The sequence below is a fragment of the Paenibacillus sp. J31R34 genome (assembly GCF_059383715.1).
This window is the reverse complement of record NZ_JBXENU010000013.1, coordinates 19,065-36,824: the sequence shown is the minus strand read 5'-3', so window position 1 is coordinate 36,824 and position 17,760 is coordinate 19,065. Positions and strand designations below refer to the sequence as shown.

Sequence of the window (17,760 nt, the reverse complement as noted above, 5' to 3'; positions counted from 1 at the left end):
TTATGTTTAACGAAAAGGCAAACTCAGGGAAACCTGATGTGCGCAAAGCTAAAGGGGCTTCATTCCTAGCGGAATATGCTCGCCAGCTGCCGAATTCAACATCGCTTCTTCCTTTATTAATCAAGGTAGACTTTGTTCTTTCGGGAGCAGGGACTATCTTTTTTTATTGCTTCAAACACGAAAAGGCAAACTCAGGGAAACCTGATGTGCGCAAAGCTACAGGGGCTTCATTCCTAACGGAATATGCTCGCCAGCTGCCGAAGCCCAACATAGCCTCCTTTGCCTGATGAAGGTGTGGCGTGTTCTTCGGACCACGTACCATCATTCGCTCGGGGGAGGAACTTACAATGAAAAAGACAAAATTCGCACTTACACTCCTTATGCTCGCTTCGACATTACTCTGGGCACTCCCTGTTAGCGCACAAACGAACTTTTACAATGGAGCATGGATTGGCACTTGGCCGAACCAAAGCTTGAACAACATTGCTGCCTACGAGCAACTGATCGGTGGACACCAAGATGTTGTACATACTTTTGTCAATTCGAATCAAGGGATCAATGAGTGGAAGGGTTTTATGGACTATGTAAATAGTAATGGTTCGATTAACCTACTTACCCTTGAATTTAAAAATAAAAATTACAAAGAATATTCGACTGCTGATATCAATAGAGGCGTAGTAGACGCTTACCTGAAACAAACAGCTAAACAATTGATGAACTGGCAAGCGGCTAATAAAAACCCTGAAATCTGGCTGCGCCTTTTCCACGAAGGCAACGGCAACTGGTACGGCTGGGGCGTTGGCGACAGCACAGTGAACACGAACGAAACCTACAAAGCGGCATTCCAACGTGTCGTTACCATTTTCAAGGAGCAAGGCGCAACAAACATCAAATTCATGTACAACGTAAACGCTGAAAATGTTGGCAAAAACGCTTCGTTTACAGCTATGTACCCGGGCGATGCCTATGTGGACATGCTTTCGATCGATGGCTACAATTTTGGAACGAAAGAATCGTGGAGCTCGTGGAGAACGTTTAACGATGTATTCTATGCTTCTTACCAAGCGCTGACAAGCATGTCGAGCAAGCCAATCATCATCGCTGAAACAGGCACAACCGAAAGCGGCGGCAGCAAAAAAGAATGGGTTATTGACGCTATGAACCAAGTGCAATCGCCAGCGTACAGCCAAATCAAAGGTTTGATCTGGTTCAATGAAAACAAAGAACTGGACTGGCATATCGATTCGTCGGCTGATAGCCTGAGCGCTTACCAAACGCTGCAAAAAACACTTTAATAGATTTGGGCGGTAGTAAAGGCCTAGGTCTAACCTCTTCTTTAAATCACTAGTTGATATAGTACCAAATAGGTATTCTGAAAAAACTCTAATTTCGCGTAAACCGCGTAAAATTAGAGTTTTTTCGCTTTTTTTCTACACATTTGCATAGAAGATTAAGATGTTAAGAATAAAAATTAACTTTTAAAGGGGCAAGGATTGTGATAAGATAACTTTGAATTTGAGCCTTAGCCGCCAAAAATATCATATTTCCGGCCAATTTAACAAATATCGACAGCGAGAATAGACAGTATAGTCAATCCATGTTGTAGATTAGTCAGAAAAGGAATGGAATTATGGCGAATAAATAGAGCGCAAAGGATTGGGGTTATTTGAAAACAAAAGCTAGGTACATATTAACAACGGTATCCATTGCTATCATGATCGTGTATCTAGTATGGAGACTTGTACAAACACTCCCATCTGGCTGGTCATTAATTTTTGGATCTTTGTTATTATTTTTTGAAATTATTTCTATTTTTCAATCCGTTTTATTCCACATTCTTCTGCTAAAACCCACTGAAAGAAAGCCTGCGCCATTACCTGACAACCTTTATTCTGTGGATGTTACAATCGCTACCTACAATGAACCGCCATCCTTGGTTAGAAAAACCATCCTTGCCTGTAAAAATTTGAATTATCCGGAGCATTTATTAAATATTTGGGTATGTGATGACGGAAAACGAGCGGAAATGAGAGAAGTAGCCGAAGGCTTAGGCGTTCATTATCTCGATCGTCCCGGAAACGAGCATGCTAAAGCGGGCAATTTGAATCATGCGCTGACGAAAATGAAGGGCGATTTGCTCCTCACTTTGGATGCAGATATGATGCCAAAACCGGATTTTTTACAGCGAACGGTAGGTTTTTTTGCAGAAAATGAAAAGCTTGCTTACGTACAAACGCCCCAAGTTTTTTACAATGAAGATATTTTCCAATACAACTACTACCAAGGGCGTAATATTCCGAACGAGCAGGATATGTTTATGCGGCTTGTTCAGTCGGGAAGAGACCGTTTTAATGCTGTTATTTATGTGGGCAGCAACTGTATTTTTCGGCGCAGCGCTATTGATCATATTGGCGGTTTCGTTATTGGCACGATTACGGAGGATTTGGCTACGGGGATGAAGCTTCAATCCAATGGGTTTGATTCTTATTGCTTGAATGAGGTGCTGGCACTAGGCCTAACGTCTGAGTCCATATCCGATCAAATTAAACAGCGGGCCCGCTGGGCTAGGGGCACGATACAAACGACGAGGATGTCCAATCCGCTTGAGGCAAAGGGCTTATCGTTGATGCAGCGGCTGCTTTATTTCTCCAACCTGCTGTACTGGTACTTTGGCGTTACACGCTTTATGTACATACTGTCACCTATGCTCTTCTTGACCTTTGGCGTGGCTATTCTTGAAACAAGCTTGCAACAGCTGCTTATCTTCTGGCTGCCTTATTTCTTGTTCTCGATTACTGTAGTGCCTTACTTAACGAATAAGAAGCTCAATGTGTTTTGGAACAACGTTTACGAGACGGCCATGACGCCAACGCTATTCCTCGCAGCCCTTCAGGAAACCATCTTCCGCAAGGCTATCCCCTTTGAGGTGACGCCGAAAGGCATTTATCAGAACAAAACGTCCATTAATTATCGCTATATGATGCCGTTGTTCGTTCTGCTTGTGCTATCCGTTGTGTTGATGGCGATAAATGTGGGGCGTATTGCGGGTGCGGGCGAAAATGAATTGCAGTCCATGCTCATTAATTTGTTCTGGCTTGGTTATAACGGAGTGTTTCTTATTCTCGCGCTGCTGCTCGGTTTTGAACGCCCACGCATGCGGGAGTCGGAGCGCTTCGCCAAGGAGCTGCCGCTCACGCTTCGTTATATGGAAGATGAAGAGCTGAAGATGGAAAACGTCAAGACGCTGGATATTAGTGAGACAGGCTGCCGTATTTATACGGATACGATATTGCCGCTTCCGGATCGCATGGAGCTGGACATTCCATTATCACAGGACGCTATACGCGTGACAGCTGAGAAAATATTTTATGATAAGCATGGCTCCGGATTCCAGGTAGGCTTCAAGCTTCATTGGAGCAACATTGATGATGAGCGCAAATGGCTTGCTGAAGTATACGGCAATGCGGATGAGTTCGTTAAGGGCGTTTTTCAGGCGGGCGTATGGACTTCCGTAACCAGTTATATTTCTAATTTCAAGTACACCTATAAATCGATAAATCGCAAGTCTCCGCGAGTTAGGCTGAAGCGCCGCGCTTCGATTTTGGTCGATCAAGAGGACCGTTACCGGACGCAGCTGCTTGATATTAGCTACACGGGCTGCCGAATTGAGCTCCCGCAGAAGGCGGCGATGCATGAAGGCAAGAAGGTCAGGCTGCAAATTATCGGCTCAGCGTTCGAGGCAAACGGGCGTCTCATCCGCGTGGGATGGGCTAGGCGCAATAAGATGACGGCGGCCATTGTTTTCGATGAAGCTTTTGATTTAAGCCTGCTGCTGGGGGAGTCCAGCAGCATACCGCCAAGCAAGGAGCTTCGTTCAGGCATTGTGCCAGCAGAAGCGAACTCCAAGTCATAGTAGGGCGAACACGAATGAAAGCCAAGCTATGACGGCGAATGATTGTTTTGCAAGGGGATGAGAGATTTGGAAATACACAGAATTGTTAAGCTGATCATCCGCAGATTGCCGTTTGTCATTATTCCGGCACTGCTGCTGTCAGCCGCAGTGGGCTATGTGAAGATGCAAAGTCCTCCGTCTTATAAGGCAACGGCTGAAGTTGTAATAACCTCACAAGAGACGAGTGATAATTTCACTTCGATTCAAGGCAGTCTCAAGCTGATGGATACGTATAATGTTATTTTGAAAAATCCACTGATTTTGGAGCAGGTAATTGCGGCGCTTGGCCTGCCTTACAGCACAGATCAACTGGCTGCCAAAGTTAGCGCGAAAAGCGTCGAGCTCTCGCAGGTTATCCGAATTACCGTAACCGATGGTGACCGTAAGCAGGCTGCCTCCATTGCCAACACCGTCGTTAGCGTGTTCCGCTCGCAAAGCTTGGAGCTGTTCAAAATCAACAACATTGTCCTGTTGCATAAAGCAAGCGCGGAAAAGGCGGTTTATGTGAGCGCCAATCCATTATTTTATATGCTGCTCTCGTTTGTTGGCGGGTTGATTGTACTTTTATGCCTGTGGCTTCTGCTGCATATGATGTCGCGCAAGCTGCAGACAGCAGCCGAGGTGCAAGCGATATTCGCTGACGTTCCAATGGAAACAACGAAGCTTGCCAGCCGCTTGGAAACAGCTATCCCGTTCTATGGGGGATGGATGAAGCGCCGTATGGCAGAGGAAGCGAAGTCGCGTGCACTGCGTTACCGCCATGTGATGGAAAAAAGCGGACAGCGCACATTGGCCTTCGGAACGCTTGACCGTAAGTTTGCGAGCGGAAATATCAGCAAGCAGCTGGCGATGAAGCTGTCTGGGGAAAGCAAGGTCGCTTGGGTGAGGTTTAACCCGAACGGCAAGCTGCCAAGTACGGCTTCTGGCAAAAAGGGCTATGCGGAATGGCCCATTAGCCAAGGCTTTTATGGCAAAATCAAAACCGCTGGAAAGCAGTTGGATTTCATCGAGGTATGTGTAGTAGGCGGAAGTCTTTCCATGAAAACGTCGGCTGAGGAGCTGATGGCACAGCTTCGGGAAAGCTACGAGGTTGTGATCTGGGATTTGCCTTCTTATGTTCATTGCTCGGAAGCGCAGACGATTGCGGAGCTGGCCGATTGGCATACGCTCGTAATCAAGGAGAACCGGGTACTCGCTCCGGTTGCACAGGAATGGAAAAGCCGTCTCGCGGCAACGGATGTTCAGATAAATAGTATCGTGTTTATTGAAGTGTAAAACGCGAAACGGTAGCTTTGCCGCCAGAGGGCGGCGACAGCCGTTTCACCTTATGTAACCACGTTTTATCTAACTTGGGAGGGATTTGCGATGAAAGTAACAAAAGCGATTATTCCGGCAGCCGGACTTGGAACGAGGTTTTTGCCAGCTACAAAGGCAATGCCGAAAGAGATGCTTCCCGTCTTGGACAAGCCAACGATTCAATATATTGTAGAAGAGGCCGTAAAATCCGGCATTGAAGAAATTATTATTGTAACGGGCAAAGGCAAGCGTTCGATTGAGGATCATTTTGACAATGCGTTTGAGCTGGAAGCCAATTTGCTGAAAAACCAAAAGCTGCATCTGCTAGAGAAGGTACAGGAAATTTCCAAGGTCGATATTCACTATATTCGTCAAAAAGAACCAAAAGGCCTCGGGCATGCGATTTGGTGCGCACGCAAGTTTATCGGCAATGAGCCGTTCGCTGTGCTGCTTGGCGATGATATCGTTAAAGGCGAGATTCCATGCACGAAGCAGCTAATTGATGCTTTTGAGCTAACGGGCAAATCGGTTATCGGCGTACAGCATGTACCGGATAAAGAGACGGCGCGTTATGGCATTATTGATCCATCTGAGGTAAATGATCGTTTTATTAAAGTGAACAATTTGGTAGAGAAGCCAAAGCTGGGCACAGCACCTTCCAACTTTGCTATCATGGGACGTTATGTGCTGACGCCGGAAGTGTTCAACCTGATCGAGCAGCAGGAGGTTGGCGCGGGGCAGGAAATCCAATTGACCGATGCGCTGCAAAAGCTGAACCAGGTCGAGGATGTGCTGGCCTATCTATTTGAAGGCAGACGTTACGATGTCGGTGAAATTCCAGGCTTTATTTTGACAAATGTAGAGTTCGCACTCGAACGTCAGGAGTTTTCCGCAGATTTAATTAAATCGCTTGAACAGATTTTAAGCCGTGCGAAAAGTGGAGTGAATGCATAATGAAAGTTACGATAATTGGTACAGGCTACGTTGGCCTGGTGAACGGCGCTTGCTTCGCTGAGAAAGGCCATCATGTCATTTGTGCCGACATTAACCAAAATAAAATCGACCAGCTGAACGACGGTCAAATTCCAATCTATGAGCCGGGCCTCGCAGAATTAGTGCACGCGAACCGCCAATCGGGAAGACTTGCATTCTCAAGCGACGTGGAGGCGGCTGTACAGGCTTCGGATATTATTTATATTGCAGTAGGCACGCCAATGTCCCCAACCGGCGAAGCGGATCTGACTTACGTTGACGGCGTAGCTGAGACGATTGGGAAGTCGCTGAACGGCTATAAAGTCGTCGTGAACAAAAGCACCGTGCCTGTTGGAACGGGCAAACGGGTAGAATCGATCATTCGGGGGCATCTGGGCACGAGCGATGCAAGCTTCGATGTCGTATCGAATCCGGAGTTTTTGCGCGAAGGCACAGCCATCAAGGATTGCATGAATATGGAACGCGCTGTCATTGGTGCCGAAAGCAAGCAGGCGATGCAGTTGATTCGCGAGCTGCATGAGCCATTCAACACAGTCATTGTCGAGACAAACATTGAAACGGCTGAAATGATTAAATATGCCAGCAACGCCTTCCTCGCGATGAAAATTTCCTTCATTAATGATATTTCCAATATTTGCGAGCGTGTCGGTGCGAATGTAGTCGATTTGTCTTATGGGCTAGGGCTGGATAGCCGCATTGGAAATAAATTCTTAGATGCCGGTATTGGATTCGGCGGCTCCTGCTTTCCGAAAGATACCGAGGCACTCATTTCCATTTCCAAAAATGTAGGTTACGAATTTAAGCTGATTGAATCGGTTATTACAACGAATAAAAATCAGCCGATCCATTTTGTGCAAAAAATCGATACGATTGTTGGTTCTGTTGCAGGCAAAAAAATCGCCGTGCTTGGTCTGGCGTTTAAGCCGGAAACAGACGATATGCGCTCCGCGCCGTCGATTCCAATCATTCGTGAGCTTATCAGCCGCGGTGCCGAAGTGCATGCGTATGATCCGGTAGCGGTTGAGCAAGCGAAGCTGGTCATTGGCACGGACGTTGTTTATTCCGATGATCTGCTGCAAACGGTCGACGGCTGTGATGCTTGCGTGATTTTAACCGAATGGCCGCAGGTAGTGAAGATGGACTTGGATGAAGTGAAAAAGCGGCTTAAGCAGCCGATACTGATTGACGGACGCAACATATTTGATTTGGCAGAGATGGAGAAGCGGCAGTTCGTCTATGCTTCCATCGGTCGCCCGGATATTAACGCTTATGCCAGCCAACTCGGATAATCATGTGTCGGAAGCCGGCTTGACCCGCAGAACCCGCAAGGGCTTTCTGTGGGCATTCACGGGAACCGGATTGCAAAATGTCATCCAGATGGTCGTCCTGGTCGTCCTTGCCCGCTTCGTCGGTGCCGAGGAGTTTGGACTCATTAATTTGGCGCTCGTAATCGTCAGCTTCTCGACCTTGTTTGCCAGTATTGGTGTAGGTCCGGCCATTATTCAGCGCAAAGAAATTCACACGGTCGACTTGCAGGTTTCCTTCTTTATTTCCTCTATGCTTGGCATTGTGGTGGCAGCGGCACTGTGGCTGTCCTCTGATCTGCTGGCGGATTTTTTCAAAATGCCGCAGCTTGCAGCCGTGTTGGGCATTTTGGCACTCGTATTTCCGCTCAATGGCGTTGCCATTGTTTCTGAAGCTTTGCTGCAACGGGAGCTGAAGTTCCGTCAGCTATCGCTGTCGCAAATTGTATCTTATACGGCGGGCTACGGCATCGTCGGCATTACGCTCGGCGTGTATGGCTATGGCATTTGGGCGCTGTTAACCGCTCATTTAGTACAGACGGCTATCCGTTTTACGATGCTCATTGCCACGCAGCCGCCTCGGTTTCTGCGGGAAAAGGCGAGTGGACATGTACAGGCGGCAAAATCGCTGCTGCGGTTCGGCGGTGGCGCAACCATCGACAGCTTAAGCAATTATTTAGCGGTCCAAAGCGACAATTTAATCATTGGCCGCGGGCTTGGCGCAGCCGCGTTGGGAATGTACGGCAGAGCCTATCAGCTGGCGGTGCTTCCGGCTACGCTGCTTGGACAAGTGCTTGATAAAGTGTTGTTTTCGTCAATGTCCAAGCTCCAGGATGATCTTCAGCAGCTAAAAGCCTCTTATATAAGAAGCATTTCTTATACATCCTTGCTTGTTGCTCCTATTAGCGTCATCTGTTACCTGCTGGCTTCCGAGATTGTCGCTGTTGTTCTGGGAAGCGGGTGGACAGAGGTCGTTTTTCCATTCCAAATTCTATGCATGGGCATGTTATTCCGTACGACTTACAAAATCAGCAATTCTCTCGTATTGGCAAGAGGGTACGTGTACAAACGCGCTTCACGGCAGGTGCTTTATGTCCTGTTCGTTATTGCGGGCGCAGTGATTGGTATGCACTGGGGCTTGCCTGGGGCCGCTTTCGGCGTTTTGATTGCCATAAGCTTGCACTACTTCAATATGCTGTACTTGTGTAAATCGATTTTGTCGTGCACTTGGCGCGAGCTGGGGAATGCGCATTTGCCAGCGCTGCTCGGCAGTGTGTGGATGCTGCTTGGCTTGTATGCCATGACGGAAGCGATCAGGCCGCTAGGGTGGATCAGCTTCGTAAACCTTGTGGTGTCCGGCATGTTCGCGATTGTATGGTTTGCGATGGTTGTGCTGTTGTTCCCTAGTGTGATGGTACATATGAGCAGAACGGCGCTCCGCGGCAAAATGCAGCAGGTGCTGGGCAAGGTGCTCAGAAGACGGCAAGCTTAAATTTTTCAGGCAGAAGGTGGTTTACGATGGTTCAACATAAGGTGGTTCATATGACAACGGTGCACCATCCGATGGATACCCGCATTTTCCATAAAGAATGCGCCTCGCTCGCGAATGCGGCCTATGATGTGACGCTGATTGCGACGGACCATCCGGATCTGGACCGAGTAAAGCCGGCTTTCAAGCTGATCAAGCTAAAGAAAGCAGCGAACCGTTGGGTTCGTATGACGAAGAACAGCTGGCAGGCTTACCGGCTCGCGAAGCAGCTTGAGGCGGATGTGTATCATTTTCACGATCCCGAGCTGATTTGGGTAGGCTGGCTGCTCAAAAATAAATCCAATCATGTCGTTTATGACATCCACGAGGATTACGAGACGGGCATTCGGCAAAAAAAATATTTGCCCGTTTGGGCAAGAAATACGCTTGCGAGCATTTATCGCATCGTTGAGAAGCTTTGCATTAACCAGTTCGAAATTGTGCTGGCGGAAAAATATTACCGGGATAAATATTTGCGCGGCGTAGATGTGCTGAACTATCCGATCTTGCAGCCGATGGCGGACAAGCCTGCTGCTAACGCAGAAGCAGGCGCAGCGCAGCAGAATGATGCCATTCATCTGCTGTACACGGGCAACGTCACGCTGGATCGCGGCTCTGAGCTGCATGCTCAGATAGCGAAGCTGGACAAGCGCATTCATGTGCATTATGTAGGCAAATGCGCGCAGCCGATTGCGGACCGGGTTGCAGAAGCTGCCGGGGAAGCGGCGGCTCGCGTAACGATTGACGGCGTGGAGAAGTTTATTGCACGCGATGCGATTGACTCCTATTATGCCGAGAGCCGCTGGCTGGCGGGTCTCGCGCTGTTCCCACCGACTGAGCATTATGCGAAGAAAGAGCTGACGAAGTTTTTTGAGTATATGAATGCGGGGCTTCCGATTATTTGCTCTAATTTTCCAAGCTGGGAAGCGTTCGTGAATCTTCATGGGTGCGGTATTGCGGTTGATCCTAATGATGGACCGGCGGTGCTGCGAGCGATTAATGAACTTAAGAACGATCCGGAAAAAGCGGCGAGAATGGGACGCAATGGAAAGCGTGCCGTACGCGAAGAGCTGAACTGGGTGCACGAAGAGAACAAGCTGCTTGGTTTCTACTCGCAGCTGCTGACCAAATAGAGTCTACAATTATAGTAAGTTGGTATAGGAGGAGAGAAGAGAGATGTGGAAAAAAAGAATTCCACTCTTGTTATTCGTTGATATGATTACAAGTACGCTCATCACATTAATTTGCTTCGCTTTGATGTATGAAGGCGAAGGAGCGAGCTACTGGCACGCGGTGCTTATTTTTGCGCCAGTCCTGTCGGCATCAACGATTTTATTCATGCTTCGTTACAATTTGTACCAGCGAATATGGAAGTATTCGAGTGTCGGCGAGCTTGTGTCGATTTTCAAAGCGGTCTCGTTGGGCGTTATCGTCAGCGGAATGCTGTTTAGCGTTCTGAAGTGGGAGTGGGTGGATCTAGCGCTGCTGCTGTTTATTTTCCAGTCTTCGCTAATCGTAAAGGGCAGCACGCGCTTCGCGCTGCGTCTCAAAAGCGATACCTACAACAAAAAAGGCACCGGCGACCTCAAAGTATTGATTATCGGCGCAGGCGACTGCGGCTCGATGGTTGCCAAGGAAATCAAGCAAAACAAATACATCAACAACAGCTACCCAGTCGGTTTCATTGATGATGATGAGCAGAAGCGGGGCAACCGTGTAGGCGGACTTCGCGTATTGGGCAATCGTAATGATATCGCCGCCGTTGTAGAGAAGCATGAGATTAACCACATCATTATTGCCCTTCCGGCAGCAAGCAAGAAGGATATTTCCGAGATAATCAATCTCTGCAAGGAAACAGGCTGCGAGCTTAAGATTGTGCCGCGGCTGGATGACATTATTCTTGGCAAAGTGACGGCATCATCGATTCGTAATGTTGAAGTAGAAGATTTACTTGGCAGAAGCCCAGTGGCAATCGATCTCGAAGGCATTGCGAATTACGTGGAAGGCAAGGTTGTACTGGTGACGGGAGCGGGCGGTTCTATCGGTTCAGAGCTATGCCGCCAAATTGCGCCGTTTAAGCCAGGCAAGCTGCTGCTGCTCGGTCATGGGGAAAACAGCATCTATCAAATTGATATGGAGCTGAGCAAGACGTTTAAGGAATTGAAGACAGAGGCAATTATCGCCGATGTACAAGACCGTGAGACGCTGTTCGCGCTGTTTGGTGAATACAGTCCACAAGTCGTATTCCACGCGGCCGCTCATAAGCATGTTCCTTTGATGGAGCGCAATCCGAAGCAGGCCGTCATGAACAATATTATGGGTACGAAAAATGTAGCCGAAGCCTGTGACCAGCATGGCGTTGAGCGCTTTGTCCTTGTCTCGACAGACAAAGCGGTCAACCCTACGAGCGTCATGGGTGCGACGAAGCGCGTAGCAGAAATTATCGTGCAGTCGATCAGCTTTTATAGCAATACGAAATTTGCAGCTGTGCGATTCGGCAACGTATTGGGCAGCAGGGGCAGCGTTATTCCGCTGTTCAAGGCACAGATTGCCGAGGGCGGTCCGGTTACCGTAACCGATCCGGAGATGATCCGTTATTTTATGACGATACCGGAAGCTTCCCAGCTTGTCGTGCAAGCAGGCGCCTTCGCCAAGGGCGGCGAGGTGTTCATTCTCGATATGGACAAGCCTGTTAAAATTTACGAGCTGGCCAAAGACTTGATTCGCTTATCCGGCTTCGAGCCGTATCGCGATATTGACATTAAATTCACCGGCCTGCGTCCGGGCGAGAAAATGTATGAAGAGCTGCTGACCGATGCTGAAGGCATGTCGGCTACGCTGAACAACCGCATTTTCATTGGCAAGCCAATGGCGCAGGATATTGAGCCGGTCATGCTGGAGCTTCAGCATTTGGAAGGCATTATCCGTTCTGATTTGTCGGAGGTTAAAGCCTTCGTGAAGCGGACGATCACATCCCGCAGCCGCAATGCCGTATAGCTTTACTGCATACTTTTTATGAAGGAAAGAGAGGGTGGTCACTGATGTTAAAATCAAATGCATTTGGGGCCACGCTCTTGCCTGGCGCTGGGCGGAAGTGGGGCGCGCTTGCTGCCCCGTTTGCGATACTCGCGTCAGGGGAATTTCTGCTGGGCGTATTTTTATTATCCGGCTATATTAAATCGGGCATATCGTTTCCCGTGGACTTAACCTTTTTTCTAATGGCTGTCACGATGTTTCTTTATTTTATCCGTCTTATGCAATCCCAAGAGCTGCCGAAGCCGGCGCTAATCCCGCTGCTGCTGTTCGTGCTGCTGCTTGGCTACATGTTGTTCAGCTTTTCATATTCAACAAGCTATTCATTCGCAATTCAGAAAACATCCCGTTTCTTGCTGCTGACCGCTTGGTCCTTCATCGGGCCTTTTTTGCTTATTCGTGATAAAAAAGGGCTGGAGCGTTTTTTCGTCGGCATTATTGCCGTCTCCTCGCTGATGACCTTCTATTGCCTGCAGATGTTTTTGGAGAAGCTGCAAGCTGGTCAATTCATCGGGCAGATTGAAGTGCTGGGCTCGGATTATCTCTCGCTTGGACGAACGAATGGCATCGCGGTTATCGCCTTGATCGGTTTATATTTATACAATCCGCTGCTGCGGACACCCGCCAAAATTCTCGCCAGCCTGTTTCTGGCGTTGACCTTTCTATCGGTTGCTGTCAGCGGGGCTCGGACGCCGCTTATTACGCTGGTCGGAACAATCGTGCTGATCATGTTCCTGTCCGTGAAAGTGAACCGGGGCAAAATCACCTTCTCCAAAGGAGTAGGTACGCTTTTTTCAATCATTTTGCTGCTCGCTGTGCTCGCAGTACCACTTGTGGCTTCTGGCGTCATGGATACCTTCATTTATCGAATCTCGGTGCTGTTTAATCAGCCGGGGGGCGGAGAGTCGGCGGAGGGACGAGTCGAGCGCTATGCGGTGGCATGGCAAATGATTCAGGATCATTTTTTCTTCGGCGGCGGCATTGGCAGCTTTACGATTGCCTTCGCCCATGAGGATGTTTCGAATTATCCGCATAATATTTTTCTGGAGCTGTGGAGCGAGCTGGGGCTTGCTGGCGTATTGCTGTTTCTGGCGATATTTTGGGGAGCGATTCGAGCAGCTGCACGCTTTATTTCTGGAAAAATGACAGACCGCTTCACTTTGGTTACTGTTTTCTCGGTCGTTTTTCTATTCTTGAACGCTAATGTTTCTGGCGATTTGAATGAAAATCGCTTGTTGTTCTGCTATGTGGCGATAGCCTGGCTGCTGCCCTATGCTGCATACCAAGAGCGCAGGCCGCTGGATTTATTCAGGAAATAGGCAGCTATGCCTGCACGCACCGCAAGTTCTCTAATGATAAGCTGGAGGGATATTCGTGTCTAATCTGATGGACCCGGTCGTTACGATTGTAACGCCGTCCTACAACTGCTCGCGTTTTATAAAGGAAACGATTGCTTCGGTTAAAGCCCAGACGTTTGAGGATTGGGAAATGATTATTGTGGATGATTGCTCCTCGGACAATTCCTGCGAGATTATTGAAGCGGAAGCTGCGCTCGACAGCCGGATTAAGCTGCATCGCTTGCAGAAGAACAGCGGAGCGGCGGTAGCCCGCAATACAGCGATGAATATGTCGCGTGGCCGTTACCTCGCCTTTCTGGACAGCGATGATTTGTGGCTCCCGACGAAGCTGGCGCTGCAGCTCGATTTTATGCGGACGCAGGATATCGGTTTCTCCTTCACGAGCTATCGTGTCATGTCGGAGGAAGGGGAACTGACAGAGCGAGTTATCGGAGTGGTTCCTTCTATTAATTACGATACGCTATTGAAAAATACGATTATCGGCTGCCTTACCGTCATGCTGGATCGACATAAGCTCGGCCAGGTGCAGATGCCGAACATTCGGGCAAAGCAGGACACGGGCATGTGGCTGTCGATTTTGAAAAAAGGGCATTTGGCCTACGGCCTGCCCGTCGAGCTGAGCTACTATCGCCTCGTGAAAGGCTCGATCTCGAACAATAAAATCAAAGCCGTCTACAAAATGTGGCGTTTGTACCGCGATGTTGAGAAGCTAAACCCTTTTATAGCTTCATGGTGCCTGACGAATTACGTTAAGAACGCCGTGTTTAAGAGATTGTAGAGATAAAGGCTATATAGTGTGGGGAGGAGCGAAAACGCATGTACAATCAATTTTTAAAAAGAGCATTCGATTTTATATCCGCTGGCATTGCGCTAATTGTGTTCAGCCCGGTCATGCTGGTGGTGGCCATTTTGATCAAGCTGGAATCGCCGGGACCCGTGTTTTTCGTCCAGCAGCGGATGGGGCAAAATAACCAGCTGTTCGCGATTTACAAGTTCCGCAGCATGCGGACGGATACGCCGAACGTAGCAACAGATTTGCTGCAGGATCCAGCATCCTACATAACGAAGACGGGAAGATTTTTGCGAAAATCAAGCCTCGACGAGCTGCCTCAGCTTATTAACGTCGTGAAGGGGGAAATGTCTGTCGTCGGCCCAAGGCCTGCGCTGTACAATCAATATTCCCTAATTGAGATGCGCAATGACCGCAAAATCAATGATATTAAGCCGGGCTTGACGGGCTACGCCCAAGTGTCGGGCCGGGATTCGATCTCCGATGACGAGAAGGTCCGTCTGGACGAGCATTATTTGCAGCAGATGTCCTTCGGCTTTGACATCAAAATTATTTTCATCACTATTTTCAAGGTTTTCAAAGCAAGCGATATTAAAGCTTAAGGCAGGAGGCAAAAGCAATGATTCTGGTAACGGGCATAACAGGGCTGACGGGCCGATTTCTATATGAGCAGCTTCAGCGGGATTTTAAGCGCGATCAAGTATGCTACATGGTCAGGGAATCAAGCGATGTATCCTGGATGAAGGACGGCGAGCGTTTCGTCTACGGCAATTTGCGTGATGCGGACAGCGTGCAGAAGGCTCTCGGCCATGAAGGGATTACGGAGGTATTGCACCTTGCGCCGCGCAATCAATTGAAAAATGTGCTCGATGCTTGCCTCCAGCATGGTATTCAGCGCATTTATTACGTGAACAGCACAGGCATCTACAGCAAGTTCAAGAGCTCCTCGCATATTGATTTGCAAAATGAACAGCTGCTGCGTGCAAGCGGTCTAACCTATACGATTATTCGTCCGTCGATGATTTGCGGCAATCATCAGGATGGCAACATCCATATGCTCGTCAAAATCATGAAGCGTTTTCCCGTTTATCCGATTTTGGGAGCAGGGGATGGCCTGATGCATCCGATCTACGCCAATGATTTGGCGAAGGTGCTCGTTTCGATGCTGAATCGCGAGGAACTGACGCGCGGCCAAGAATACGATGTGGCAGGCAAAGCGCCGCTGAAATACAAGGAGCTGCTTAGCTTGATCGCTGGGGCGTTGGGCAAGAAGATTGTATTTTTGCATATTCCTTATAAGCTTGCTCTGCTCGCAGGCCGAATCGGAGAAAAAATACCGAACCGGATCATTAATTATGAGAAGGTTCTCCGCCTGAATGAGGATAAAAACTTTGATTACTCCAAAGCGGCGAAGGAGCTGGATTTCAAGCCGATTGGCTTCGATGAAACCATCAAGCTGGAAGTTGCAGCGCTGCGCAAGCATGGGACGATATAATGAGCCGATTCACGAGAGAGGGAAACAACAACACGATGAGACGCAGCTGGATTTGGGGAATTAGTTTATTGGTTGTTATTATAGCCGCGCTGGCTTTGCCGTCGCTGAAGTCAGATAAGGTGCAAACCTCCTCTAATGGCGGGAGCACAGGCTTTCATCTAGAGGTGGAGGGCAATCCAGTGGCGAGCGCCGCCGCAGCGACAAGCAGTGCGGATGCCGCTTCTATTAATGTAGTGGATTACGGTGCAGTAGGGGACGGCAAAAAGGATGATTGGAGCGCGATTTCCAAAGCGATTGCCAAGGCAAAGGCGCTGCGGGATAAGGGCCGGCAAGTAACGCTGCTTTTCCCGGAGCTAACGGAATACCGCGCCTCTAAAGCAATTGTGATTCCAGCGAATATTTCGGTGGATCAGCGTGCCCCGCTCATATATACCGGAACGGCCTATGAGCCTTTTCTGACGCTGGGCGAGGAAAGTACAGTGACGGGAGCTGAATACAGCGGCCTTAATGTACGGCGAGGCAAGCTGGCGGATTGGTCCAAGGACAAGTCGCGTAAGGCGATCGGCATTCGGATTATTAATGCCAACAATTCGGGTATTCACATTCAGCGTGCCGAAAACTTCTCCGTAGGCGTAGAGACGATTGGGATTGGTACAGGCTTTGCCTACAATGACATTCGCCTTGGCAAGCTTACCTCCAACCAAATCGGCCTAAAGGTAACCAATAAGCGAAACAAAGCCAAAGTATCGGGCTGGAACAATGAAAATTTGTATACGGGCGGCAACTTCGCGGTATGGAGCGGCAACAATACGTCGCAGAGCCGATACGGCATTGTGATTACGACGGAGGATGGCTCCTACACGAATAATAACAACAATGTATTCGTAAAGCCTAGCTTTGAGCTGAACCAGCGCAATACGACAGGCTCTGCCGAGAGCGTGCCGATTGTCATTGAGCATGGGCTGAACAATACATTTGATTATGTTCGCAATGAGACGAATGGCGTCTATATAGCCCGGTTGAAAAATAAAAGCAACAACAACACCTTTAATGTCAGCTACGGCGACGCCAAGCTGGATGACCAATCGGAGTTCGGTAATCAAATTGTATCGACGCAGGAATCGAGCTTTTTTGACCAGTTCACGCTGCGCGAATCATTTAATTTGTCGGAGCGCTGGAGCAAGTCGAATACAGATGCCTCGCTTGACGGCATGTCCTTCTTGAGCAATAAGGGTGGCGAGCCTACGTCGACGAATAATTTTGCCTGCATCAGCAGCAGCAAAGGCTTTGTTACTTTTGCAAATGGCTGTGTCGCTGTAGGGGCGATGGTCGATGTCTCGGTCGTTAAGCAGTTCGTTATTAAGCGTGCGGCGCAGGATGAGCTTGGCGGACGGGTTATTGTTCGCGGCTATGACAAAAATGGCAAGCAGCTCAGCAGCTCGGGCAATTGGCTGCGCGGCATGAGCAACAACAGCTTTTATTTTGCCGATACGTACGGCGGTGTTTATATGTCGGCCCGCGATATGGCGGACCCGATCTACTTCGACGTGAAGGACAACGTGAAAAAGATTTGGGTCGGCGTTACGGCTGGCAGCGGCAAGGCGGTTATTAATTCGTTTGGCATCTTTACGAAATCCGTCCATTACCCTGCGGTTTATAGCGGGGTATCGTAGAGCTTTGCTTGGTGAAGAGAGGGCTGCGCTGCGCGGAAAGGTTAGGGGTTTGTGTGTAGATTCGGTCGTAGTTACTCGGTAGAAGGTTGTTTGGTCGAAGAATAGTGGCAGCGGACTGAGATGCCGCTATTGTAAGAGATACAAGAAGAATGGGTAGTTGTGCGGACAGGAAAGACGCTATTCCCTTCAAAGCTCCGAAAAATGAAGGGTAAATGGACAAATAGCGGCTCTGCTGTCCGGCTAGCGGCTAAAAGGCGGCATTTTACCGAAATAACGGCACGGGTGTCCGTGTCCGCTAGCATACTATTTTTAAAAAGTATCTACGCAGTGGAAGTTGA

At 48.8% G+C, this 17,760-nt stretch carries 13 protein-coding genes and 2 riboswitches; all 13 genes read left to right on the top strand.

Annotated features, from left to right (window positions below; genetic code table 11):
• The first annotated feature begins 6 nt into the window (after positions 1 to 6).
• Positions 7 to 94, top strand: a riboswitch (cyclic di-GMP riboswitch).
• 80 nt (positions 95 to 174) lie between these two features.
• A riboswitch (cyclic di-GMP riboswitch) is annotated at positions 175 to 262 on the top strand.
• Between the two features lie 85 nt (positions 263 to 347).
• The 13 genes from AC50YG_RS27475 to AC50YG_RS27415 all read left to right on the top strand — a co-directional run bounded on the left by AC50YG_RS27475 (position 348) and on the right by AC50YG_RS27415 (position 17,422).
• Positions 348 to 1,295, top strand: a complete 948-nt coding sequence (locus tag AC50YG_RS27475; RefSeq protein ID WP_473758685.1) for a glycoside hydrolase family 26 protein — start codon at positions 348 to 350, stop codon at positions 1,293 to 1,295.
• 419 nt (positions 1,296 to 1,714) lie between these two features.
• A complete protein-coding gene (locus AC50YG_RS27470; RefSeq protein WP_494831760.1) occupies positions 1,715 to 3,913 on the top strand; it encodes a glycosyltransferase in 2,199 nt (732 codons plus the stop codon).
• Between the two features lie 66 nt (positions 3,914 to 3,979).
• Complete coding sequence (locus tag AC50YG_RS27465) at positions 3,980 to 5,227, top strand: Wzz/FepE/Etk N-terminal domain-containing protein (RefSeq protein ID WP_473758686.1); 1,248 nt, start codon at positions 3,980 to 3,982, stop codon at positions 5,225 to 5,227.
• A 90-nt stretch (positions 5,228 to 5,317) separates the two neighbouring features.
• A complete protein-coding gene (gene galU, locus AC50YG_RS27460; RefSeq protein ID WP_341280458.1) occupies positions 5,318 to 6,202 on the top strand; it encodes a UTP--glucose-1-phosphate uridylyltransferase GalU in 885 nt (294 codons plus the stop codon).
• Entirely contained in the window at positions 6,202 to 7,530 is a 1,329-nt protein-coding gene (tuaD, locus tag AC50YG_RS27455; RefSeq protein WP_341280459.1) for a UDP-glucose 6-dehydrogenase TuaD, read from the top strand. Before galU ends, tuaD begins: the two co-directional genes overlap by 1 nt.
• Positions 7,424 to 9,037, top strand: coding sequence for a lipopolysaccharide biosynthesis protein (locus tag AC50YG_RS27450; protein WP_494831598.1), 1,614 nt, complete (start codon positions 7,424 to 7,426; stop codon positions 9,035 to 9,037). Before tuaD ends, AC50YG_RS27450 begins: the two co-directional genes overlap by 107 nt.
• A 26-nt stretch (positions 9,038 to 9,063) precedes the next feature.
• A complete protein-coding gene (locus AC50YG_RS27445; RefSeq protein ID WP_494831594.1) occupies positions 9,064 to 10,206 on the top strand; it encodes a glycosyltransferase in 1,143 nt (380 codons plus the stop codon).
• 43 nt (positions 10,207 to 10,249) lie between these two features.
• Positions 10,250 to 12,070 carry a polysaccharide biosynthesis protein gene (locus AC50YG_RS27440; protein ID WP_494831591.1) on the top strand — a complete coding sequence of 607 codons (1,821 nt, stop codon included), beginning with the start codon at positions 10,250 to 10,252 and terminating at the stop codon, positions 12,068 to 12,070.
• A 44-nt stretch (positions 12,071 to 12,114) separates the two neighbouring features.
• A complete protein-coding gene (locus AC50YG_RS27435) occupies positions 12,115 to 13,425 on the top strand; it encodes an O-antigen ligase family protein (protein WP_494831589.1) in 1,311 nt (436 codons plus the stop codon).
• 67 nt (positions 13,426 to 13,492) lie between these two features.
• On the top strand, positions 13,493 to 14,242 hold the full coding sequence (locus AC50YG_RS27430; protein WP_473758712.1) for a glycosyltransferase family 2 protein: 750 nt from the start codon (positions 13,493 to 13,495) through the stop codon (positions 14,240 to 14,242).
• Between the two features lie 38 nt (positions 14,243 to 14,280).
• Positions 14,281 to 14,856, top strand: coding sequence for a sugar transferase (locus AC50YG_RS27425; protein WP_494831587.1), 576 nt, complete (start codon positions 14,281 to 14,283; stop codon positions 14,854 to 14,856).
• A 17-nt stretch (positions 14,857 to 14,873) separates the two neighbouring features.
• The gene (locus AC50YG_RS27420) at positions 14,874 to 15,749 is read left to right on the top strand and encodes an SDR family oxidoreductase (protein ID WP_494831582.1); all 876 of its coding nucleotides are present in this window, start codon (positions 14,874 to 14,876) and stop codon (positions 15,747 to 15,749) included.
• On the top strand, positions 15,749 to 17,422 hold the full coding sequence (locus AC50YG_RS27415; RefSeq protein ID WP_494831577.1) for a pectate lyase family protein: 1,674 nt from the start codon (positions 15,749 to 15,751) through the stop codon (positions 17,420 to 17,422). The genes AC50YG_RS27420 and AC50YG_RS27415 overlap by 1 nt, the downstream gene beginning before the upstream one ends.
• Positions 17,423 to 17,760: the final 338 nt, after the last annotated feature.